This window comes from Bacillus sp. 0909A, assembly GCF_036765115.1.
Lineage (GTDB): Bacteria > Bacillota > Bacilli > Bacillales > Bacillaceae > Bacillus > Bacillus mojavensis.
Genome location: NZ_JBAIZU010000001.1, coordinates 99060 through 120704, shown reverse-complemented (window position 1 = coordinate 120704; position 21645 = coordinate 99060). Strand labels below are relative to the sequence as shown.

Here is a 21645-nt window from a genome sequence, read left to right as displayed (position 1 = left end):
CGAAAAAAGCAAGAATTCACCTTAGAGGTGAAGCTTGCTTTCTTGTTTTTCTTATGACTTGGTTGACTGTCTTAACTCTATACGATGCGGCAATTCGACAATATGCTCTTCCACCGGCTCTTTATTCATGAGCTTTGTCAGCAGTCTCATCGCAACCGCGCCAATATCATACGTCGGCTGAACTACTGTTGAAAGCTGCGGTCGAACCATCAAGCTTAATCTCGTATTATCAAAGCCGATAATGTCGAGATCCTCAGGAATGGATAAGCCTTGATCCTGTGCGGCATGTATAATGCCGAGCGCCATTTCATCAGTTGCAGAAAGAATCGCTGTCGGCTTTTTGTCCAGGCTCATGAGATGCTGAAGCGCCTCAAGTCCGGAATCATACGTGTAATCACCTTCAGCAACAAATTGTTCATTAAACGGAAGATTCGCCTCTTCAAGCGCCCGTTTGTAGCCTTGCAGTTTCTTTGAGCGGTTGATCGGTTCTGTCATCGGGCCAGAAACAAATGCAATATCAGTGTGCCCCTTATCAACCAAAAGCTTCACCGCGTCATAAATCGCCTGCTCGTAATCAATGGCGACTGATGGTGTTTCACCTTGTTCCTCAACAGAAGCAGCAAGCACAATCGGCACTGGGGAACGCTTAAATTCCGCTACATGCTCGTCCGTAATGTTTCCGCCCATAAATACGATGCCGTCGACCTGTTTGCCGAGCATTGTGTTTAATAAGTGCAGCTCTTTCTCCAAGTTTTGGTCAGAGTTGCTCAAAATGATGTTATATTTATACATTGTCGCGATATCTTCAATTCCTCGCGCAAGCTCTGAATAGAAAATGCTTGAGATATCAGGAATGATGACACCTACAGTTGTTGTTTTTTTGCTTGCAAGCCCTCTTGCCACCGCGTTTGGACGGTAGCCGAGACGGTCAATGGCTTCCAAGACTTTTTTTCGCGTTGTCGGTTTTACATTCGGGTTGCCGTTCACGACACGGGAAACGGTTGCCATGCTTACATTAGCTTCTCTCGCTACATCGTAGATCGTAATATTGCTCATCCTAAAACCACTCCTTTTACTGGATACACTTATCCTTATCTATAGCATAAACACTTTATGTAGAGAAATGTCATAATGTCCGAATTTATGTCGTTTATGATTTGTAAGCGTAAGTCAGTAGTGTACATTATTTTTCATTATTCATCAAATTTAATTACTTCTCATGAAATTATACACGTTTTTATAGATGATGAAAACGTATACTTGAGTTTTATAATTAAATAAACGAGAAAGCGCAAAAAAAGGCCGCATATGCGGCCTTTTGTATTGATCTCATTCCATTAGGCGTTGACTTTCACCATTGGTTTCAGTTCATTTAGCCATTTTTCAAATTCAGGGATTGCCATTTGCTGAGCAGAGTCAGAAAGTGCGACTGATGGATCAGGGTGAACCTCTGCCATAACGCCGTCAGCACCGATCGCTAAAGCGGCTTTAGCTGTCGGAAGAAGGAGGTCACGGCGGCCTGTTGAATGTGTCACATCAACAAAGACCGGCAAATGTGTTTCCTGTTTCAGAATTGGCACAGCTGAAATATCGAGCGTATTTCTCGTCGCTGTTTCGTATGTTCTGATACCGCGCTCACAAAGAATAATTTGATCATTGCCTTGTGCCATAATGTATTCAGCTGCATTGATGAATTCCGAGATCGTTGCAGCAAGTCCGCGTTTCAGTAGGACAGGTTTTTTCACGGAACCTGCAGCTTTGAGCAATTCAAAGTTCTGCATATTACGCGCACCGATCTGAATCACATCAATATAATTAAGCGCTTCTTCAATATGCGCCGGAGTTACGATTTCACTGATAACAGCCAGATCAAATTCGTCCGCTACACGTTTTAAGATTTGGAGTCCTTCTACACCGAGGCCCTGGAAATCGTATGGGCTCGTACGAGGCTTAAAGGCTCCTCCGCGAAGAATTTTAATCCCTTGTTTTTTAGCAGCCGCAGCCACTTCTGCCACCTGCTCATAGCTCTCAACCGCACATGGTCCGACGATAAATCTTTGCTGGCCATCTCCGACTTTTTCACCTTTAATATCAACGATTGTATCTTCAGGTTTTTTCTTACGGGAAACAAGCAACGCTTTGCTGTGGTCTTCCTCCTGAAGCTCTAAACCTGCTTTAAAGATTTCTTTAAAAATGTGCTGGATAGTAGAATTTTCGAACGGTCCGTCATTGTTTTCAATGATTTTATTTAACATTTTACGTTCTCTGACAGGATCAAAGCGATTGACACCCTGCGCTTCTTTCGCTTTACCGATCTCTTTCACAACATTTCCGCGCTGGTTGATTAATTTTAATATTTGCAAATTTAATTCGTCTGCCTGCTGCCTTAGAAGCTCTAACTCTGTGTTGCTCATTTTTTTCATCCTTTCCCTGCACATTCATTTTTTATTTTGTAGTTAACATGCATCTTACTATAAGTAAAACCAAATGGAAATACTGAAATACAAAATTTTTAAAAAAGTCTACTTTATTACCCAAACGCTTTTAAGTGATAAAGTAATGTATGATGCTATCGTACATGATGTGACGAAAATGATCAATAGTTTTTTCAAAAAAAAAAAGCGCCAGATCATATCTGGACGCTTTTTTTCTAGGACAGATGCTGCTCAATCGCCGCTTCTGTAATTTGTGAATGTGAGGTATGCCACTTTACTTCACCGTTTTGGATCACGAAAACTTGAGGGCTTTCGTGCTTGACTCCGTATGTTTCTGCGATGAAATTTGATAGAGGCCGTGCCTCTTGTACTTGCAGATAGTAAGCCGGCACTTCTTCATGCTGATTTGCAAAGGCATCAAATTCGTGAAATGCGGCTTGGCTGATCGGGCATGTTAAGCTGTGCTTAAAGAACAAGAAAGTGCCTTCCTTTTCTGCAATACGTTTAAACTCTTCCTCAGATTGGATTAGCTGTTTTGCCATTAGTCAAGTCTGCTCCTTCCGGGCTCAGCGGTTGATGTGCTCGGCCTGTTTTTGTGCATCTTTCAGCTCGTCTTTTACGTCTTCTTTCGTTTGGAGGACTTGATCTTTTGCTTCGTCAGCCGCCTGCTTCGCTTCGTTTTTCATATCTTGCATAGCAGCTGATGACTCGGTATTGGCAGAATTTGAACGGTCTCTTAAATCTTTGACCTTGTTCATGATTTGTCCTGACTGATCTGCAACAAGCTGCGTGATGTTAGATGTTTTGTCTTTTGCAATGCTGACATATTGAGTGCCTTTTTCTTTTGCATCTGCCGTCATTTTATCTGTTTTATCCCGCAGAGCGACAGCTTGATTTCCGAGATCGTCGCGAAGTTCTTTCCCAGATTTAGGTGCTAGGAAAAGCGCAGTGGTGGCTCCGATGATTCCTCCGATTAAAGTACCGATTAAAAAATCTTTACTATTAATTCCATCTTTGCTCATCATTATTCCTCCTCAAAGTGTTTTTCTCTCTTAAAGAGCTGATTTTTTCTTTTGCTTCCACTTCTCCCAAATTTCCATCGCTGCTTGGCTCCAGGTAACAACCTGATTGATTTTATCTTGGTTTTCTCTCACTGATGCCGATACAGAACCAGCCGCCTGCTTCATTGATGTATTGAACTGCTGTACAGAGGTTCCCACCCCTTGAACAGCATGAACGACCGTGTTCAGCTTTTCTGATTTTTCCTGAATGTCTTCAGCCAAGCGGTTGGTCTTATGTAAAAGCTCGGCAGTTTCAGTGGTAATGCCTTTCATTTGTCCCTCCAGCCCTTCGAGCGTGGATGCGACATGTTTTAATGTCAGCTGCAGTGACTTTAATGTTTTAGACAAATAGATCACTAAGACAAGAAATGCTACAGCGATTAATGCAACGCTTAAATAAAGAATGATTATCATCTTAGGCCTCCTTGCTGCAGGATATACTGCTGTTTACCCGTTTTGTAAAATCATAAACATATGTGTTGGGCTGTATACATATTATTCTCCATTCCAGTTGAAAATCCTTTAAGAGGATTTCTCTTCAGATAAATAAAAAGCAGTGAGATCACTGCTTTTTATTATGCCATGACGTTTTCGTAGGCTCTCATATATTTTTGAATATCTCCTGCTCCCATAAAGATAAGAACGGCTTTATCATGAGCTTTTAAAACAGATGTATCATCTTCTTCAATCAGCTTGGCATTATTAATTTTTCCCTGCAGGTCGCCAATCGTCAGCTTCCCTGCGTTTTCCCGGGCTGACCCGAAGATATCGCATAAATACACACAGTCTGCCGCACTCAGGCTATCTGCAAATTCATCAAGGAATTGCTGTGTCCGCGTAAATGTATGAGGCTGGAATACCGCAACGATTTCACGATCAGGATATTTCTGTCTTGCCGCCTCAATCGTCACTTTTATTTCTGTCGGATGGTGAGCGTAGTCATCAATTAACACTTGGTTTCCGAGCTGTTTCTCATTGAATCTGCGTTTCACGCCGCCAAATGATTTGAGGCCATGCTTAATAACACTGGCGTCAATTTCTTCATAATGGCACAACGCGATGACCGCCAATGAGTTCAATACATTATGATGGCCGTACGCAGGAATATAAAATGTGTCATAGAATGTATTGCGGACAAAGACATCGAAAGTTGTCCCTTCTGTACTTTTTACGATGTTTCTCGCTTGAAAATCATTTTCTTCTCCCGTGCCGTAATAAACGACAGGCACGTTTGCATGGATTTTCGGCAGATACTCATCGTCACCGCAGGCAATAATGCCTTTGTTAACTTGAAGAGCCATCTCCTGAAAAGCGTCAAACACATCGTCAATATTTGAGAAGTAATCAGGATGATCAAAATCAATATTCGTCATAATTGCATAGTCAGGCTGATAGCTTAAGAAATGACGGCGGTATTCACACGCTTCAAATACGAAGTATTCGCTGTTTTCATTTCCTGCGCCTGTTCCGTCCCCGATTAAGAAAGACGTTGGCTTTGCGTTTTGGATGACGTGAGCCAGCAGCCCCGTAGTTGACGTTTTGCCGTGCGCACCAGTAACCGCGACACTGGTGAACTTTTTCATATAGTCACCTAAAAACTTATGATAACGAATCACCGGAATTCCGTCAGACAGCGCTTTTTCAATCTCAGGATGCGTGTCTGGGAATGCGTTTCCAGCGATAACTGTCATGCCGGGTTTGATGTTATCCGCGCTAAAAGGAAGAACGGTGATGTTTCTCTTTTCAAGCGCCGTTTGTGTGAAAATGAATTTTTCGATATCCGATCCTTGGACAGTATATCCATTATCATGAAGTATTTGGGCAAGCGGACTCATACCCGTCCCTTTTATTCCAACAAAATGATAAACAGTCATAATTGTACCTCCAACAAACGTCTATCTGTTCCCCAGTATATGACGTTCATTTCAATTTGCGACCGCGGCGGCTGAAAAGCCGCCTGCGGCGTATCCTTATATTTTTTGTTATGTTCAGTATCCGGTTATTTCTTTCCGATTAAACCTGAATGTCACAATTTCTATGCCCATCTGCTGTAAAGCGGCATAGGTGTTTAATGATCTATCCATTATCATACCATGTTTGCTGTGAAAATGAACCTATATTATTCGTTTATTAAATCACTTGCAGTGATCAGCACCTCTCGAGGCTTGCTTCCTTTCGCTTCAGAGATCATACCTTCTGCTTCCATCATATCAATCAGCCTTGCAGCCCGATTATATCCGATTCTGAATCTTCTTTGCAGGCTTGACGTGCTTGCACTGTTTTGCTCAACAACAAATTCACACGCCTCATAAAACAGTTCATCCTCTTCCTTTAAGGCAGAGCCTTGTCTGACCAATTCTTCTTGTTCAAACAAATAAGCTGGCGGCAGCTGGTTTCTGACATGGGAAACAACACGGTCAATTTCTCGGTCCGATACAAAGTTGCCTTGAAGACGGACCGGTTTTCCAGAACCGTTCTCTAAAAAGAGCATGTCTCCTTTACCGAGAAGTTTTTCCGCACCAGCCATGTCAATGATTGTTCGGGAATCAACCTGGCTGGAGACAGAAAACGCAATTCTCGTCGGGATATTCGCTTTTATCAGACCGGTAATGACATCGACTGACGGACGCTGAGTCGCGACAAGCAAATGGATTCCGCAGGCTCTTGCTTTTTGAGCAATCCGGGCAATGCTTTCTTCTACATCATTTGGAGCTACCATCATCAGATCCGCAAGCTCGTCAATGACCACAACTAAATACGGCAGTTTTTCGCCCGTTTGGTGATCTGAGGTTAATTGATTAAAACGGTCAATATCGCGAACACCGGAATGGGCAAACAGTTCATAGCGCCGCTCCATTTCCTCAACAACCCATTTTAAAGCAGCTGTGGCCGCTTTGGCGTCTGTAATGACAGGGCTGACGAGGTGAGGAATCTTGTTGTAAGGCGCAAGCTCCACCATTTTCGGATCAATCAGCAGCACCTTCACTTCACTCGGATCAGCTTTATAAAGCAGACTCACTAAAATAGTATTGATGCACACGCTTTTTCCCGATCCTGTAGCTCCGGCGATAAGACCGTGCGGCATTTTTTTCAGATCAATGACAACAGGATTCCCCGAAATATCCAATCCGAGTGCTGACGTAAGCGGTGATGTGCTCGTCCTGAAAGCGGAACTGCGAATCATCTGGCGCAAATCAACCACCTTGCTCGTACGGTTCGGCACTTCAATTCCGATCGTGTTTTTCCCCGGAATCGGCGCCTCAATTCGAATATCTTTTGCGGACAGGCTGAGTTTAATGTCATCAGACAGATTGGTGATTTTATTTACCTTTACACCCGGTTCAGGGTGTACTTCAAATCTTGTGACTGACGGCCCTTGCGTTACATGAACCACATTGGCCCGAACGTTAAAGTTTTTCAAAGTTAAATCAAGGAGCTGACGCTGCTCTTCTATCCACGCAGCATCGTCCTGAACTTGTGCTGGCGGCACATCAAGCAGTGAGACATTCGGGAACACATAGCTTCCGCGGCGCTCCCCTGCTTTTTGCTGTTTATGCGTATCGCTTTTCAGCATCATAACATTAAAAGGAACAGACGGTCCCTTCTGAAGTGCCGGACTTCGTTTAGGATTGTCACCAGACTTCTTTGCTCTGTTCTGCTGTTCTGCTGTAGCCGTGCGTCTTTCTGCCGCAGGGTTTTCATTCGCCGCAGAATAGGATGGAGAACCCTCTTCTGTGCTATGTTCCGGTTGTGAATCAACTTCTAACTGGGCCACGGATGCTTCAGGCTGGTTGTTTTCCTCTATCATTTGAGCTGATGCAGCTTCCGGAATGCTTTCTTCGTGAACAGCTGTATCGCTGTCTGACTGTTCCTCTGCTTCTTGCAGGGCTTCTGGCACAGCCTCTTCCTCGTATCGTTCATTATGCACAAGAGGCTTTTCATGCTCATGGATTTCCATTTGTTCTGCTGGGTCTGACAAGGTGTCAGCAGTTTCTGGATCAACCTTTTCACGAACGTTGCCTTCGTTGGCTGACGGCTCTTCTTCCTCAGTTCCAGCACCTGTCACAGTCTCTTCCCCATACCGCTCATCGGGCAAGAAATGCTCTTCCTTTTCAGTTGTTTGTTTAGTTGAGACGGTGTCAGCAGTTTCTAGTACAGCTTCTTCATGGGCATTTCCACCGTTGGCTGACAGCGTTTCTGCCTCCATTCCGGCACCTGTCACAGTCTCTTCCCAAGATGTTTCTTTGTGCAAGAAAGATTCTTCCTGCTGATCAGTCATTTGCTCTGTTTCTTCTGACGGCATCTCAGCAGCTTTTGGAGCCATTTTTTCTCCAGCGGTTCCTTTTTTGTCTGACAGCTCCTCTGCTGAGTGCTTTGCCATTGTTTCATTCGTACTTTTTTGGACGCCAGAAGGCTCTTCATCCAATCGATCATGTGAAAAGAGGGGTTCCTTCTGTTGCTGCTGCGGCCGGTCCGGCATCGAATAGCTGCGTTCGCGTTCGATTTCTTCTGAAAGCAGTGTTACCTTCTCTTCTACAGGTTCCGGCTTTTTTTGCTCACCTTTTTTTTCCGCAGATTGTTTCGGCATGTCCTTTTTCACAGATGGTTTTTGATTAAATCCATATACAGGCGAAGGGATATTTGTCGGTTTAAACGGTTTCTTGGCCGGCTCTGATTTTTCATATGTACGGTGCTCTTTTTCATTATTTGTGCGGTCTCTGTGCTGAGCAGCTCCCGAACGAGGCGCGGCTTGTGGTTCCTCCGATGGCGGGCGGCGCCTTCTCAAATCATTTTTTTGGTATCCGTCAGGCACAACCGGAAAACGGAACTTGCCTTTTGGATATTCGTAATATATTTTAGGATCTTCCAATCGTTTTAATTGTCCTTCGGAGTGATGCGATTCTTGCTGTTTCGGAACTTGAGCGGGTTTTGTCTCCCGTTCAGCATCCTCTTCACTCTCTCCTAAAAACAAATCAAAAAATTTATGAAGCCAACTCATAAGTCATCTCTAACTCCCTTATAGTTTTCTGGGACGATTTTTAGTATACCACTGCTTGTCGGCCCAGAAAAGATTAAGCTTTCAGCAAAACAAAGCCGCTAAACAAGAGCTTAGCGGCTTTTTTTACATGATTCGATTATTTCGGCATATTTATGGGAGTCTAAAATTGAAATGCGTCTCCAGCCTCATGGTCTCCTTCTAACACAAGGATTCCTTTTTCAGCAGGAGCGTCAGGCAATGCAAGCTCTTTTGCGGAGCAGATCATTCCGCTGGACGGTACGCCTCGAAGCTCAGCATCCTTGATGACAAGCCCGCTCGGCATCACAGCGCCGACTTTAGCAACAACAACTTTTTGGCCTTGGTCAACATTAGGCGCGCCGCAAACGATCTGAAGTGTTTCGTCCCCTACATTGACTTTACAAACGCTTAGTTTATCAGCATTCGGATGTTTTTCTTTTGATTCAACATATCCGACGACAAACTTTGGCGATAAATCAACGACTAATGTTTCTACAATGCCGTTTCTGTTTAACGTTTCATTCACATCTTGAACGAATGCTTCTGAAAGGGCAACAGGGCCGTTTTCATCAATGGTTAAGTATGAAGACGCGTTAAAGATGTTAAAACCCGTCGTTTCATTTGTTTCGCTATTGAAAATTTTGACGACGTCGCCGTATTTTTCATAGCCTACTTGCTCGCGCGTTACGTCTTTTAGAGAGATCAGAAGTGTATCTCCCACACCTTCTTTATTATAAAAAGCGTTCATAAGTAAAAAATCCTTTCTAATCCTTTTTCGGACGGCTTTTTGCCAAGATAAACACCGGCTCCAGCTTTCCTTCATTATATAGGAAAGAAAGCGCCGTAATCGGAACGGTGCCGCCTGCAAAGAAGCTCATCGACATTTGTCCTAAAATATCATACCCTGATTCATTCCGAATGTCAGCAAGTATCAGAACGTCCTGATGCGGAACAGAGATCGCTAGCTCACCTTTAGCATTTTGTTTATACTCATTTAAAATCGCTTCGTTCAGAATCCGGCTGGCGTCGTAACCGTCGTTTGCTCTGAAGAAGTAAAAGAGATTACCGGCAACTGTATCCTCTTTGACAACCGTCGGCAGGGAGCGGAGGTTAAACGCAGCCGTTTCTCTGATACGCTCCTTCGTCCAGTTTTCTTTCTCCAGCATGCGCTGATCAATTAAACGATAGGTTTTGCCCAGATCAAGAGCGTAATAAATTCTTGTTTCTGCGGTATGCTCGTCATAAATAAGCGGAATCTCTTCGCTAGACTTGTCCGGAAAAGAGGTTGAGCGGATGACCGGATAAATACGGCTTTCCTTCCCGGTTATTTCCTGCGACTTTCCTTCCATAGCTGCCATGGCTTCTGATACATAATAAACGATCTCGTCAATGGCTTCGTCTTTTTTCAGTTCCCATTTTGCAATAATCGGCGGCAGGTCAAGCGTAATTCCTTTTTTAGTTGTTTCATCCTCAACACGGAGGGTGTCTTTTTCTCTGTCAAATAAAAAGGAGCGATTCTCGTGCTGAAGGCGCTGTTTCAATATGTCTGACAGCTTCCTTGAGGTCATTTTCAAACCGGATATCCTCCTTTACGCTTTTGCGAGAGAGTCAGTTAAAAACTGTTCAATTTCTTCTTTTGTTTTACGGTCTTTGCTCACAAAACGATTCACTTCTTTTCCTTCATTAAACACAACAAAGCTTGGAATGCCGTAAATCTCCCACTCTGCGCATGTATCAATAAATTTGTCGCGGTCTACATAGTAGTAAGTGAATTCAGGAAAATCCGCTTCCAATTCGGGTAGAAAAGGCTCTACAAAACGGCAGTCCGGGCACCAGTCGGCAGAAAACATAAATACTGCCCAATCATCCTTTACCGCTTTTTCCAGTTCTTGCGTTGTCTCAATTTTTTTCATCACATATCCCTCCAGTTGTTTAAGTTCTTACATGTTAATTTATCGATACTCGTCCATTTGGATCATACCAAACTGCTTGCGGCAAAACCACTTATATGCAACGAATGAATATGTAAGATAAGCTTTCCCATTATCAATATCATATTTTATTTGCATTATCAAGCACGTTTCGTTTAACATTTTGTACATGAGGGTAAAATTGACAAATGGACATACATAAGGAGGGATCCCGTTTGGAGTTTATCGTCTATTTAGCCGGGGAAATCCACAGCAATTGGCGTGAGGAAATCAAGGAGAAAACGAAATCACTGAAGCTTCCGATTACGTTTGTCGGCCCGATGGAGCACCACGACCGTTCGGACAATATCGGAGAAGAAATCATGGGCGCTCAGCCAAACGCAGTCTATAAGGACGACAAGGCTTCTGATATCAATAATTTCAGAACGGCTGTCTTGATGAATAAAGCAGACTTTGTGATTGCCTTGTTTGGCGAAAAGTACAAACAATGGAACACAGCAATGGATGCTTCCTATGCTATCGCAAAAGGTAAACCCCTGATCATCATTCGTCCTGACTCGCTCCATCACCCATTAAAAGAGCTTTCAAACAAAGCGAATATTACCGTTGAAACGGTGAACCAAGCGATTAAAGCACTTTCCTATGTATTTGAAACAAAATAAGAAAAAAGCTTGCCGACAGGCTTACAGCCATGTTGGACAAGCTTTTTTTGCAGGTTTTACATATTTTCTTTAATCGCTTCAACCGTCTGTTTGTCACAGGCAGTTACGAGCTTTATCAGCATTTCTTTAGCGGCAGCGTAGTCATCAATATGAATAATAGACGCATTTGTATGAATGTAGCGGGAGCAGACTCCGATAACTGCTGACGGAACGCCGCTGTTTGAAATATGCACTCTGCCTGCATCTGTTCCGCCGCCGGAAACAAAGTATTGATATGGAATCTGATGCGTTTCAGCCATATCCAGAACAAATTCTCTCATTCCTCGGTGCATAACAGTTGTTCTGTCAAGGATGCGCAGCAAGAAGCCCTTCCCAAGCTGCCCAAACTGCTGTTTATCGCCGCTCATGTCGTTTGCCGGACTGGCATCAAGCGCGAAGAACAAATCCGGTTTGATCATATGAGACGCTGTCTGCGCGCCTCTTAAGCCGACTTCTTCCTGAACGGTTGCGCCAGCGTAAAGCGTATTCGGCAATTCTTTTCCTTGCAATTCCTTCAGCAATTCAATGCTCAATCCGCAGCCGTACCGGTTATCCCACGCTTTTGATAATATTTTCTTTTCATTGGCCATAATGGTAAACGGGCATACAGGGACGACCTGCTGGCCCGGTTTAATACCGATTTTGATGGCGTCTTCCTTATCATCTGCTCCGATATCAATCATCATATTTTTGATATCCATCGGACGGTTTCGCTGAGCATCTGTTAACAGATGCGGCGGTATGCTTGAAATAACCCCCGGAACCGGGCCGTTATCCGTTTGTATTTCCACTCTTTGCGCCAGCAATACCTGACTCCACCAGCCGCCGAGCGTTTGGAACCTCAGTAATCCGTTATCTGTAATGGATGTCACCATAAATCCGACTTCATCCATATGTCCAGCCACCATGATTTTCGGCGCGTCCTCTCCGCCTTTTCTGACTCCGAAAACACTTCCCAGTCTGTCCTGAACGATATCATCGGCATATTTGGCAAGCTCCTGCTTCATAAACGCACGGACCTGATGCTCATTGCCCGGCGCTCCGGGAAGCTGCGTCAGTGTTTGGAAAAGCGCTTTCGTTTCTTGATTCATGTTTTCCCCTCATTTCTATGTAGTTCTTTTATTTTATTAGAAAAAATTCTGTTTTCCAAGCACTCTGATTGAATCTGCTCAATGAGCCGCGTATCGCTTAACAGGATTTGGCGGTTTCTGTATAATGAAAGTACGATCAATCAGGAGGTGCTTTATTTTGAAATTGCGTCATCTTCTTTTAGGAGCAGGACTTGGAATTTGTACGGCTGTTGTTGTGAAACAATATGTGATGAAGCCTTATATTTCTTCAGAAAGAGCGCTTCGTATCGTAAAATCCGCTTTTAAACAGCGGGGGCCGATTGATGGATCATGGATCTACACCCAGCCGGAGCCCTACAATGTGAATGGGGAAACCGTGCAGGTGTACAAGACCGGTGTTACACGGTCAGCTTTTGGAGAACTAGAGCAATATGAAGTGATGGTGGATGCGAAAACGGGGAGAATTGTAGATGTCATTGATACAATCGCGTCTTAACACCGGACAAGCGTAAAAGAGAGGAGCCGCTGCCCATGCAGCGGCTCTTTATATTATATCGCTCGAATCGGTTTGTATACCGGATACCACATCGCGTCCTGCACAGCCTGAATGATGTCCTCAGGCTCTTCAGTGGCCACGCCTTCCTTAATGGCGGTTTTAGCAACTTCAACTGCAACCGTTGCCGATACAGTCCGTAAATCCTCCACCTTCGGAAGCATCGGTGCGCCAGGCACTCCAACATTGACCATACTTGCGATCGCACGGGCACACGCTTCAAACATGCTGTCTGTAATCAATTTTGATTTGGTGACAATTGTTCCAAGCCCAAGCCCCGGGAAGACAAGTGCGTTGTTGGCCTGTCCGATATGATACGTCACGCCGTTATAATCCACAGGCGGGAACGGACTCCCTGTCGTGATAAGCGCACGGCCTTCCGTCCATTCAATTAAATCTTGCGGTTTTGCTTCAGAAAGAGTCGTCGGATTCGACATTGGCAAAATCGCCGGCCGTTTTACGTGTGAAGCCATTTCTTTTACAATTTCTTCAGTAAATGCACCGGAAACTGTTGATGTACCGATGAGAATCGTCGGTTTCGCCTGACGGACCACCTCAAGGAGATCAATACCTCCGCCTTCTCCGTTTCGCTGATAATCTTTCACCTCATCAGCCTGACGGGCATAAGACTTTTGAAAATCAAGAAGCTGATCCATATCATCTGTTAACAGCCCGTTCCGGTCTATGCACCAAAAGCGCTGGTACGATTCTTCCTCACTAAGCCCCTCGCGCACCAATGCTTCACGCAGCTGTTCAGCAATTCCGATTCCGGCCGTACCCGCTCCGAATATCACGACTCTGTGATCCTTCAGCGGCACTTTTGATGCTTTTGCACAGGATAAAACTGCCGCAAGTGAGACAGCGCCTGTCCCTTGGATATCATCATTAAACGTACATACTTTATCTTTATAGCGTTTCAGGATGCTGCGTGCATTTTTCGCTCCGAAATCCTCCCAGTGAAGCAATGCATTCGGGAATGTCTCTCTCGCAAGTGAGACATATTCATCAATAAATTGGTCATAGCGTTCACCGCGGACTCTGGAATGCTGGTTGCCGACATAAAGCGGATCGTTCAGGAGACTCTCTTGATTTGTGCCCGCATCCAAAACGACAGCCAGCACTCTGCTTGGATCAATTCCCGCAGCTGCCGTGTATACTGCAAGCTTGCCAATTGATATCGCGATACCGCCTACTCCCCAGTCTCCGATTCCTAAAATCCCTTCCGCATCGGTTGCGACAATTAAATCAATGGCATCACTTTTATCTTTAAACTGTTTAAAGGCCTCTCTCATGCCTTCCGGATCATCGATTGACAGATAGAGCCCTCTCGGCTTCCTGTATTCATGGCTGTATCTCTGAATGGCCGTACCTACTGTCGGTGTGTATACAATCGGGAGCATTTCCCCTAAGTGATCATTTAACAAACGGTAAAACAGCGTTTCATTTCGATCGTGCAGTGCTGTCAAATAAACATTTTTACTTAAATCATCCGGCTGTGAGGAAAACTGTTCGTACGCTCTTTTTGCCTGTTCATCAATGGTCAATACCTTCGGCGGCAAAAAGCCATTTAATCCGAGCGCTTTTCTTTCCTCCTTTGTAAAAGCTACTCCTTTGTTCAAAAAAGGAACAGAGAGTACTTCAAGGCCTCTTAATGTTGTCTGAATTTCTCCTTCGTTCGTTACTTCGAATTGTTTCACCCTGCCTCTTCCTTTCTGAGCATAATTAGTACTAGGTTTGCTTTATTAGCCGGAAATCATGCAGGGTAAACATGAAAATATGCTATTGTTTCTTACGTTTGAGTGATTCTGTAATCCTTTCGTCCCCATCCCATTTCAGTGCGCGATATTCGGCATCATGATAAAAAATAAACCATGCGTCTTTTTCCGCTGCATACGCCTGCCACTTTTGCTTTTGCGGTATAGAGGTCATCGGATAATCATCATAAGCCAGCACCCATAATGGATTGCGGTGGGCGTGTGTCGGCATCAAATCCGCCATATGTACCGCGGTTTCACCCGCATCCTCACATACAAGAACACAGTGGCCGTCACTGTGGCCCCCGGTATGATGCAGTGTAACCCCCTCTGTTATGGTGCAGGTGTTTTCAAAGGTTTTCACTTGGCCGGCAACAGCCTCCCAGTTTTCTTTCCAGTAGGTATTTTTCGATCTGATATTCGGATGGCGCATTTCATACCATTCAACAGATGAAGCATAAATAACGGCATTTGGAAAAACCGGAACCAGTTTATCGTCTTCATATTCCGTCAATCCGCACGCATGATCAAAATGAAGGTGTGTCATGGCGATCACGTGAATATCTTCAACTGTTAATCCGAGCGCTGCTAATGATGTTTTTACATTGGATTCTTGAGTCACACCGTAGTTTCTTTTTTGTTTTTCAGTCAGCTTGCCGGACCCGATACCGGCATCGACGATCACGTTTTTCCCGTTCTTTTGAATAAGAATCGGATCTGTCCTTAGTTCAATCTGGTTTTTTTCATTGACTGGATATTTTTTTGCCCATAACGGCTTTGGAACAACACCGAACATGGCTCCTCCGTCCATGTGAGTCACCCCTCCGTCAAGCCATGTTAACGTCGTGTTTCCAATTTTCATCGTTTCCATTTTCATCCCCCCTGTCATCATCGTAGCAAACAGCGCATAAAAAAAACAGACTCCTGCGTCAGAGTCTGTTTTACGCTCTCCATTCAACTTCAGCCCGATAAATCGGCTGGCCGAGTGCTGAGAATTTTTCTTCATATTCTGTCATGATGTTATCTTCCATATCGCTGTTATGCAGATCAAGACTGACATATGTCAGCAGCAATCCGTATTCCGAGAAGCTTTTCAGCGAGTACTCAAACAGGCCGCGGTTGTCTGTTTTAAAATGAATCGCTCCGCCTTTCCCCATCACTTCTTCATATTTCTTAAGAAAATGGGAATACGTCAGACGGCGTTTTTCGTGGCGGTTTTTCGGCCAAGGATCAGAAAAGTTCAAGTACACCCTTTTGACTTCACCCGGCTCAAACACGTCTGTCAGCGTGTCCGCGTCTATATTCAAAAGCTTCACATTCGGCGCTTCGCTATCTTTTACTTTCTGGACAGCAGTTACAATGACGCTTTTAAATAACTCAATGCCAATATAATTAATGTCGGGATTTTGTTTGGCCATTCCGGAAATAAATTGCCCTTTTCCTGTACCGACCTCGATATGGATCGGATTGTCGTTGCCAAACACTGTATTCCATTTTCCTTTATAATCAGCAGGATTGCTGATGGCAATATCTGCGTTTTCAGCCAAAAAGTCATCAGCCCAAGGCTTGTGGCGCATTCTCATATGATTGACACCTCTATCTATTATTTCGACTAACAACATACCATGAATTAAAAAGACCCGCAAGCTTGTTTTTAAAGGTGTGCCTTCACATAAAAAAAGAGGTTCCCGTCTGTCGGAACACTCGTGTCTCATGCATAAAACCATCCTGTTTTGAACAATTTAACCCGTAAGATACTGAAGGGATGTGTACCGTTTTATGGGTTTAAATTACGAGAATCAAGTTGATCTATTGAAGGACATTTTGACTGACCATCAATTAGACTGCTGCGGAACCGTCGCCGAGTACGAACAGCTTGAACGTGTGATTAAATCGCTGATGGCAAACACCGAGATCGATTCACACTTAAAAAACGTGCTGGAAGATGTGTACCGATACAGCCAATCAGGAATATCGTCCAAATCCATCGACTCACACATACAAGAGCATCAGAACAGCTTGTCTCAATGGGTAGAGGAAATGGATTCATATTCCTGATTATTGAACAATTCGCTTCATCAGCATATGCAGTTCTTCCATTGCATCATGGAATTCTTTATCGTTTCCTTTGGATTTATGCCAGGCAATGTAAGTGATTGTTTCAGATAGCACATACCATGCCATTCTTAACCGAAGGCCTTCCGTTAACTCAATGCCGTACATGCCCAGCCAGCTCTCCCAAGCTGGCTTTTCAACGTAATGGTACAGCAATGGCCCTAGATCCATCGCCGGGTCAGCGATCATGGCGCCGTCCCAGTCAATTAAATACAGCTGGTTGTCTTCAGACAATAGCCAGTTATTATGATTGACATCACAATGGCAAACGACTTTCTCACCGAAATGCACTTCATGCAGATGATCTTCTAAATACGTAATCCCTTCTTGAATCAGCGGCGAAGTTTGCTGCACAGCAAATACAGCCTGTTTAAGCTGAGACAGCAGAGCCCCTGGATTCAGCGGTTCCTTTCCAAGTCTCTTCAGCATGTCCAGCAAGGCCTTTGATGTGTGTATTTTACGAAGCAATTCAGCAACGGACCGTCCGCTCATGTCTTTCGGCTTCAGCTCTCTGCCGGTCATCCAGTGCTGGGCCGTAATGACGTCCCCATTCTCCATCCGTTTTGTCCAAACCAGCTTAGGAACAATGCCTTCGGCGGATAAAACAGCTAAAAAAGGTGAGCTATTACGTTTTAAAAAAAGCTGCTGCCCGTTATGTTTCGCATAATATGCATCTCCTGTAGCTCCTCCGGCGGGGAAGATCTCCCAATCGCTACCTAGTAATTGTCCCAACCAGTTCATATCAATGTTCAACCCATCATTTCTTAAAATATTTTAGAATAAGGCCTATTCGTCTTCAGTGTATCCAGCGAATGCCTTTTTCGTAAGAATCGTATGAAAAATAAAAAAGACAGCTATTGAGAGTCTCATATGCTAATCAATAGCCGTCTTTTAAATTTTAGCGCTATAGCACAAACTTCGTCAAGCAAAACTCGTAAGATCTCATGCTAAATATAAGATAACCGTTCCGATGCCGTTTACAGCAACCGCTTTCTTGATTTCTCCCGGATCAGCGCAAAACCCGTCAGTATCACATAGAAGCCGGTAAGCCTTATCTTTCGGCAGCTGCCATGTAACAGAATCAGGGCTGGCATGATGGATGACAATGATTTCTTCCCATTCGTCGATCGCGCCGAGGCCAAACAGCCGGTATACAATAAGGTGCTCTTTGAGAGCCAGGCATTCAAGGCTGCGCTGAATATCCGCTGATGACGTAAGCCGGAATGCCGGATGCGCTTTTCTGAGCGAAATCAGCCTGCGGACATAATCAGCATCTTGCTTGAATGTTTCACGCCGCGACCAGTCCAGCTGGTTGATGCTGTCACTGGATTGATAGCTGTTTTCAACCCCCTGCTTCGTCCGGAAAAATTCCTGTCCGCTGTGAATAAACGGAACTCCCTGGGCCAGCAGAATGATTGCAGTCGCCAGCTTTTGCCGGCTTCTCTTTCGGCTGTCACTTTCTTGTGGAAGCGCGAGACTCATTTTATCCCAAAATGTGTGGTTGTCATGCGACTCGACATAATTGATAGATTGGCTCGGCGCAGACACAAGCGGAGCTGTCTCTTTCCATCCGGAAGATCCGGCAATCCCATGCATGACTGTTTCCGCTTTTTCGCCGTTCCCAAGGGCAAAACCCGCCGCCGCGATTTGAAAGGTATTCCCTTTAACAGCGTCGCGAAACGAATCATTAAAAAAACCGACGCCCGGCATTTTTGAGGCATTCGCCAATGTCGCTTTCTGATCAGGCGGCAGCGGTGTTGCCAAATCCCAGCCTTCCCCAAAGAGAAGGATTCCTGGCTTTACCTCAGATGCTTTTTCTTGTATATGAAGAACCGTTTCGATATCTAAAATGCCGAGCAGATCAAAGCGGAAGCCGTCGACATCGTATTCCTTGAGCCAATACATGACGCAATCCGTAATGAATTTACTCGCCATCCGCCTTTCTGAGGCGATGTCATTCCCGACGCCGGTGCCATTTGAAGGCATCCCGAATTGATCATGCCGGAAGAAATAACCGGGCACCGTTTTTTCAAAGGGCGAGTACTCTCTTTGGTATACATGGTTATAAACAACATCCAGGATGACACGCAGGCCATGCTGATGCAGGGTGTGAATCATTTGTTTTACTTCTGTGTTTCTTGTCTGAGGGTCGTGAGGATTGGAGGCATAGCTTCCCTCCGGGGCGAAAAAATGAAGCGGATTATAGCCCCAATTGTAGGCGGCAAGCGGGTTTTCTTCATCAACTCCGGCATAATCGTTTACCGGCAAAAGCTCGATATGGGTAACGCCAAGCTCTTTTAAATAAGAAAGTCCTGTAGAACTGCCATTTTTCGTTTGAGTGCCAGTTTCAGCAAGCGCCGCATATTCCCCCTTGTTCTTCATACCGCTGTTTTCATGAATGGAGAAGTCACGGATGTGCATCTCATAAATAATGGCATCAACGGGGTCTGAAAATGATGTAAGCGAAGGAGCCGAATTTGCTTGATCAGGGCGTAGCACGACCCCCTTCTCTCCGTTGACCGTCACAGCTTTTGCATACGGATCCACCGTTTCTGTCCATTCTAAATTGTTGCAGATCCGGTACACATACTCATAACCGTGCAGATCTCCAGCCACTGTAACGGCGTATACTCCATTTTCCATTCTTGTCATTTGGAACGTATGCCCGCTTTTTTCGGGATGTGACAGCTTGACGGCAGCTGACGTCGCAGCAGGAGCCCATACTCTAAATTCAGTATCATCCGAAGTGTAAACAGCTCCGAGCTCTCCGTCATAATAAAATGCAGCATCAAACGGATCCGTCCTGATCACCGCCCCGATTTGGAGATCCGTTTTTCCGCCACAGGATGCTTTGACATAATGCGTTTTCCCGAAAGTGACCGGCTGCTCAGCTACACATACATACTTGTATTTCCCTTCTATTTTCCATTCCTGAGTGACTGTCAGAGGAATTTCCCCTGTATCTGTCTCTAGCTGAAAAGGCGGCGTAAAGGAATCTTCTTGATCAGCAGGGATCAGAACCGTAATGATATTCATTTCATCAAAATACGCTTCAAAGCGGCGTTGGATACTGACCATCAGAATCTCTCTCCTCCAAAAACGTTTATGTTTTGATCCGTAACGGTGAGGGACTCGATGCCAGACGGAATGGGGTTGTACCCATGATTTCTCCGTCAGCATGGAACGGAATTTTGTCCTTCGTGTAAAACGTAATGTCTTTCGCTTTAAACATCGTCACGCCGTCCATTTTGGTGTGTTTTCCAAATGTCATCAAGCCTAAAAACCAATACTTCTTCAAAAACGACAGATTCTCAACAATGATGATATCAAATGCCTGTTCGCGCGGATTCGCAAGCGGGGCCGCCTTCATGCCGCCTCCGTAAAACGGATGATTGGAGACGACCGCAAACCAGACATGATGAAATTCCTGTGTCTCTCCTTCAATTGTACAAGCCAACGAAAACGGCTTAAAGGTAGCCGACGCGTACAAATGGGAAAGCGGATAGACAAGAAAGCGGAGGCGCAGAAAATGGATCGCCCGTTTTAATGGAAATTCCAATGCCTTTTTATTGACGTATGCGTCAAAGCCGATTCCGATATGATTCAAAAAATAAAGAACCTGCGATTTATCCTGAAGCAAATTAACGCTTCCTAAGTGAAACGTTCGCGTTAACGGACGCTTCAGCTGTCTGATTTCCTGAATCAGGTCTATTTTCTTAATGGAGAACCCTCTGGAAAAATCATTGTACGCGCCAGCCGGCACAAAACTCAGTTCGATATCATCAACATCTTTCAGTCCGTTGACGACTTCGTGCATCGTTCCGTCTCCGCCAATAACAATCAGGCGTTTCAGCTTATATTCCTGCATCGTTGAAATTTGCCGGGCGAGAACCTCGGCGTGTCCCGGATGCTCAGTTAAAAATGAGCGGTGCTCAATCTTTCGTTTCAGTAATTCCTTTTGTATCGCCTTCCAAACACGCAGGCCTTTTCGGTGCCCTGCTGCCGGATTAATAATAAAAAACCATTGGCTCATCTTTCTCACCTGCTTATGTTATGAGAAAACCGCTCAAATCGTTCTGCTTTACTCCAGCCACTCTTGTCTGCGATAGGAGTCTGACATGCAATAAGACAACAAAGCCTTTGCAGCCTTTAATTGATGATGTTTTATCGGAGCAGTGTTTTTCTTCTGCTTCTCCATCCATTCCGCCAAGCCCCGTTTGTCCACTATTTCCAGACCGTACGGCGGTTCGGGGTAATCGATGTATGACGTTCTGCTCAGGAGTAATTTCGATACCGGAATATCAGCGCCTTTTTCCTTGACGATCTTCGACACAACAGATCCCGTCCGAAACAGACTCAACGCCGGATTTAATACCGATTCAGTCTGAGAGCCTGTTTTCTTCTCCCAAAAACGATGTTTAGATCCTATGTACACACTGTCTTCCTCTGCATCTATAAAAGAAACGCAGTAAATGTCAAGAGGTGAAATGATCACTATGCTTAATTCTACTGCCGCCTGCTGAATTTTGAGCACAGGCTTATACATAATAAAATAAGAATCTGGAAGCTGCTGGGCCAGAAAAAGCAAAATGCGGTCCTGCTTCACCTGGTTTGACAGATTTGACATCTCGGAAATTGTAGAGCTTGCCCATTTGAGCTGAAATTCATATAAATGTCTTTTGTAAAAGGAAGCAAGCGCCATCCTGCTTTTCGGCAGCCTTACATTTAGATCGTCTTCTTCCTCAAACCATTGGTGTCTCTCTTCTTGTATATCGGCTTCTATCTCTTCTTTTTTTCTTTTCAATGAAAATTTCTTCCGTTTCTGCACCGGTTCCGGCTGTTCAGCATTGGCTTGTCTTTCTTCATGCTGGCGCTCCGCTGCTTCTAATAGTGAAAGCCAGCGCTCTTTTTTCAGCCGTATAAACTGATTCATATAATGGTACGGATCAAGTTCGTATCTCGATATATAATCATATATTTTGATGATTTGTGCCATTTTGTTTCTCCA

Annotated in this window: 22 protein-coding genes; 3 read left to right on the top strand and 19 right to left on the bottom strand. The window is 44.6% G+C overall.

Annotated features, from left to right (window positions below):
• Positions 1-51 precede the first annotated feature (51 nt).
• From ccpA to V6D42_RS00600, 11 genes are all read right to left on the bottom strand, one after another.
• On the bottom strand, positions 52-1056 hold the full coding sequence (gene ccpA, locus V6D42_RS00650) for a catabolite control protein A (RefSeq protein ID WP_024122513.1): 1005 nt from the start codon (positions 1054-1056) through the stop codon (positions 52-54).
• A gap of 281 nt (positions 1057-1337) precedes the next feature.
• The gene (locus V6D42_RS00645; RefSeq protein ID WP_333512083.1) at positions 1338-2414 is read right to left on the bottom strand and encodes a bifunctional 3-deoxy-7-phosphoheptulonate synthase/chorismate mutase; all 1077 of its coding nucleotides are present in this window, start codon (positions 2412-2414) and stop codon (positions 1338-1340) included.
• A gap of 236 nt (positions 2415-2650) precedes the next feature.
• Positions 2651-2977 (bottom strand): bacillithiol system redox-active protein YtxJ, encoded by a 327-nt coding sequence (gene ytxJ / locus V6D42_RS00640; RefSeq protein ID WP_010331506.1) that lies wholly within the window; start codon positions 2975-2977, stop codon positions 2651-2653.
• Between the two features lie 24 nt (positions 2978-3001).
• Positions 3002-3457 (bottom strand): YtxH domain-containing protein, encoded by a 456-nt coding sequence (locus tag V6D42_RS00635; protein WP_010331507.1) that lies wholly within the window; start codon positions 3455-3457, stop codon positions 3002-3004.
• 30 nt (positions 3458-3487) lie between these two features.
• Positions 3488-3910 carry a DUF948 domain-containing protein gene (locus tag V6D42_RS00630; RefSeq protein WP_148962358.1) on the bottom strand — a complete coding sequence of 141 codons (423 nt, stop codon included), beginning with the start codon at positions 3908-3910 and terminating at the stop codon, positions 3488-3490.
• A gap of 161 nt (positions 3911-4071) precedes the next feature.
• The gene (gene murC / locus V6D42_RS00625; RefSeq protein WP_010331509.1) at positions 4072-5370 is read right to left on the bottom strand and encodes a UDP-N-acetylmuramate--L-alanine ligase; all 1299 of its coding nucleotides are present in this window, start codon (positions 5368-5370) and stop codon (positions 4072-4074) included.
• Positions 5371-5615: 245 nt separating this feature from the next.
• Positions 5616-8495 (bottom strand): DNA translocase FtsK, encoded by a 2880-nt coding sequence (locus V6D42_RS00620; protein ID WP_333512082.1) that lies wholly within the window; start codon positions 8493-8495, stop codon positions 5616-5618.
• 160 nt (positions 8496-8655) lie between these two features.
• Positions 8656-9261 (bottom strand): YtpR family tRNA-binding protein, encoded by a 606-nt coding sequence (ytpR, locus tag V6D42_RS00615; RefSeq protein WP_333512081.1) that lies wholly within the window; start codon positions 9259-9261, stop codon positions 8656-8658.
• Positions 9262-9277: 16 nt separating this feature from the next.
• On the bottom strand, positions 9278-10087 hold the full coding sequence (locus V6D42_RS00610; protein WP_026014592.1) for a DUF1444 domain-containing protein: 810 nt from the start codon (positions 10085-10087) through the stop codon (positions 9278-9280).
• Positions 10088-10102: 15 nt separating this feature from the next.
• Positions 10103-10426 carry a thioredoxin family protein gene (locus tag V6D42_RS00605; RefSeq protein ID WP_010331513.1) on the bottom strand — a complete coding sequence of 108 codons (324 nt, stop codon included), beginning with the start codon at positions 10424-10426 and terminating at the stop codon, positions 10103-10105.
• A gap of 39 nt (positions 10427-10465) precedes the next feature.
• Entirely contained in the window at positions 10466-10582 is a 117-nt protein-coding gene (locus V6D42_RS00600) for a hypothetical protein (protein WP_333512570.1), read from the bottom strand.
• Positions 10583-10659: 77 nt separating this feature from the next.
• Between V6D42_RS00600 and V6D42_RS00595 the strand changes: the two genes are divergently transcribed.
• Positions 10660-11106, top strand: coding sequence for a YtoQ family protein (locus V6D42_RS00595; RefSeq protein ID WP_333512080.1), 447 nt, complete (start codon positions 10660-10662; stop codon positions 11104-11106).
• A 56-nt stretch (positions 11107-11162) separates the two neighbouring features.
• Here V6D42_RS00595 and V6D42_RS00590 read toward each other — a convergent pair whose 3' ends face one another.
• Positions 11163-12236, bottom strand: coding sequence for a M42 family metallopeptidase (locus V6D42_RS00590; RefSeq protein WP_168748539.1), 1074 nt, complete (start codon positions 12234-12236; stop codon positions 11163-11165).
• Positions 12237-12393: 157 nt separating this feature from the next.
• Between V6D42_RS00590 and V6D42_RS00585 the strand changes: the two genes are divergently transcribed.
• Positions 12394-12711: a PepSY domain-containing protein gene (locus tag V6D42_RS00585; RefSeq protein WP_010331516.1), complete on the top strand. Its 318-nt coding sequence runs from the start codon at positions 12394-12396 to the stop codon at positions 12709-12711.
• Positions 12712-12764: 53 nt separating this feature from the next.
• On the opposite strand, the gene V6D42_RS00580 is transcribed toward V6D42_RS00585, so the two are convergent.
• The 3 genes from V6D42_RS00580 to trmB form a co-directional block, all read right to left on the bottom strand.
• Positions 12765-14465, bottom strand: coding sequence for an NAD-dependent malic enzyme (locus V6D42_RS00580; RefSeq protein ID WP_333512079.1), 1701 nt, complete (start codon positions 14463-14465; stop codon positions 12765-12767).
• A gap of 82 nt (positions 14466-14547) precedes the next feature.
• Entirely contained in the window at positions 14548-15393 is an 846-nt protein-coding gene (locus V6D42_RS00575) for a YtnP family quorum-quenching lactonase (protein WP_333512078.1), read from the bottom strand.
• A gap of 70 nt (positions 15394-15463) precedes the next feature.
• Positions 15464-16105 (bottom strand): tRNA (guanosine(46)-N7)-methyltransferase TrmB, encoded by a 642-nt coding sequence (gene trmB, locus V6D42_RS00570; RefSeq protein ID WP_333512077.1) that lies wholly within the window; start codon positions 16103-16105, stop codon positions 15464-15466.
• Between the two features lie 196 nt (positions 16106-16301).
• On the opposite strand from trmB, the gene V6D42_RS00565 reads away from it, so the two are divergent.
• Positions 16302-16580, top strand: a complete 279-nt coding sequence (locus V6D42_RS00565) for a YtzH-like family protein (protein WP_010331520.1) — start codon at positions 16302-16304, stop codon at positions 16578-16580.
• Here V6D42_RS00565 and V6D42_RS00560 read toward each other — a convergent pair whose 3' ends face one another.
• The 4 genes from V6D42_RS00560 to V6D42_RS00545 form a co-directional block, all read right to left on the bottom strand.
• Positions 16581-17378 (bottom strand): phosphotransferase family protein, encoded by a 798-nt coding sequence (locus tag V6D42_RS00560; RefSeq protein WP_010331521.1) that lies wholly within the window; start codon positions 17376-17378, stop codon positions 16581-16583.
• 201 nt (positions 17379-17579) lie between these two features.
• Positions 17580-19715 (bottom strand): type I pullulanase, encoded by a 2136-nt coding sequence (gene pulA, locus V6D42_RS00555; protein ID WP_333512076.1) that lies wholly within the window; start codon positions 19713-19715, stop codon positions 17580-17582.
• 25 nt (positions 19716-19740) lie between these two features.
• A complete protein-coding gene (locus tag V6D42_RS00550; RefSeq protein ID WP_333512075.1) occupies positions 19741-20670 on the bottom strand; it encodes a YegS/Rv2252/BmrU family lipid kinase in 930 nt (309 codons plus the stop codon).
• A 48-nt stretch (positions 20671-20718) separates the two neighbouring features.
• Positions 20719-21633: a hypothetical protein gene (locus V6D42_RS00545; protein WP_333512074.1), complete on the bottom strand. Its 915-nt coding sequence runs from the start codon at positions 21631-21633 to the stop codon at positions 20719-20721.
• Between the last annotated feature and the right edge of the window lie 12 nt (positions 21634-21645).

Excerpts from the sequence above, each read along its gene's own strand:
- V6D42_RS00620 (WP_333512082.1), bottom strand. The coding sequence starts at position 8,495 with ATGAGTTGGCTTCATAAATTTTTTGATTTGTTTTTAGGAGAGAGTGAA.
- ccpA (WP_024122513.1), bottom strand. The coding sequence starts at position 1,056 with ATGAGCAATATTACGATCTACGATGTAGCGAGAGAAGCTAATGTAAGC.
- V6D42_RS00590 (WP_168748539.1), bottom strand. The coding sequence starts at position 12,236 with ATGAATCAAGAAACGAAAGCGCTTTTCCAAACACTGACGCAGCTTCCC.
- pulA (WP_333512076.1), bottom strand. The coding sequence starts at position 19,715 with ATGGTCAGTATCCAACGCCGCTTTGAAGCGTATTTTGATGAAATGAAT.
- V6D42_RS00550 (WP_333512075.1), bottom strand. The coding sequence starts at position 20,670 with ATGAGCCAATGGTTTTTTATTATTAATCCGGCAGCAGGGCACCGAAAA.
- V6D42_RS00630 (WP_148962358.1), bottom strand. The coding sequence starts at position 3,910 with ATGATAATCATTCTTTATTTAAGCGTTGCATTAATCGCTGTAGCATTT.
- V6D42_RS00565 (WP_010331520.1), top strand. The coding sequence starts at position 16,302 with ATGGGTTTAAATTACGAGAATCAAGTTGATCTATTGAAGGACATTTTG.
- ytpR (WP_333512081.1), bottom strand. The coding sequence starts at position 9,261 with ATGAACGCTTTTTATAATAAAGAAGGTGTGGGAGATACACTTCTGATC.
- V6D42_RS00560 (WP_010331521.1), bottom strand. The coding sequence starts at position 17,378 with ATGAACTGGTTGGGACAATTACTAGGTAGCGATTGGGAGATCTTCCCC.
- V6D42_RS00635 (WP_010331507.1), bottom strand. The coding sequence starts at position 3,457 with ATGAGCAAAGATGGAATTAATAGTAAAGATTTTTTAATCGGTACTTTA.
- trmB (WP_333512077.1), bottom strand. The coding sequence starts at position 16,105 with ATGAGAATGCGCCACAAGCCTTGGGCTGATGACTTTTTGGCTGAAAAC.
- V6D42_RS00575 (WP_333512078.1), bottom strand. The coding sequence starts at position 15,393 with ATGGAAACGATGAAAATTGGAAACACGACGTTAACATGGCTTGACGGA.
- V6D42_RS00600 (WP_333512570.1), bottom strand. The coding sequence starts at position 10,582 with ATGCAAATAAAATATGATATTGATAATGGGAAAGCTTATCTTACATAT.
- V6D42_RS00645 (WP_333512083.1), bottom strand. The coding sequence starts at position 2,414 with ATGAGCAACACAGAGTTAGAGCTTCTAAGGCAGCAGGCAGACGAATTA.
- ytxJ (WP_010331506.1), bottom strand. The coding sequence starts at position 2,977 with ATGGCAAAACAGCTAATCCAATCTGAGGAAGAGTTTAAACGTATTGCA.
- V6D42_RS00545 (WP_333512074.1), bottom strand. The coding sequence starts at position 21,633 with ATGGCACAAATCATCAAAATATATGATTATATATCGAGATACGAACTT.
- murC (WP_010331509.1), bottom strand. The coding sequence starts at position 5,370 with ATGACTGTTTATCATTTTGTTGGAATAAAAGGGACGGGTATGAGTCCG.
- V6D42_RS00605 (WP_010331513.1), bottom strand. The coding sequence starts at position 10,426 with ATGAAAAAAATTGAGACAACGCAAGAACTGGAAAAAGCGGTAAAGGAT.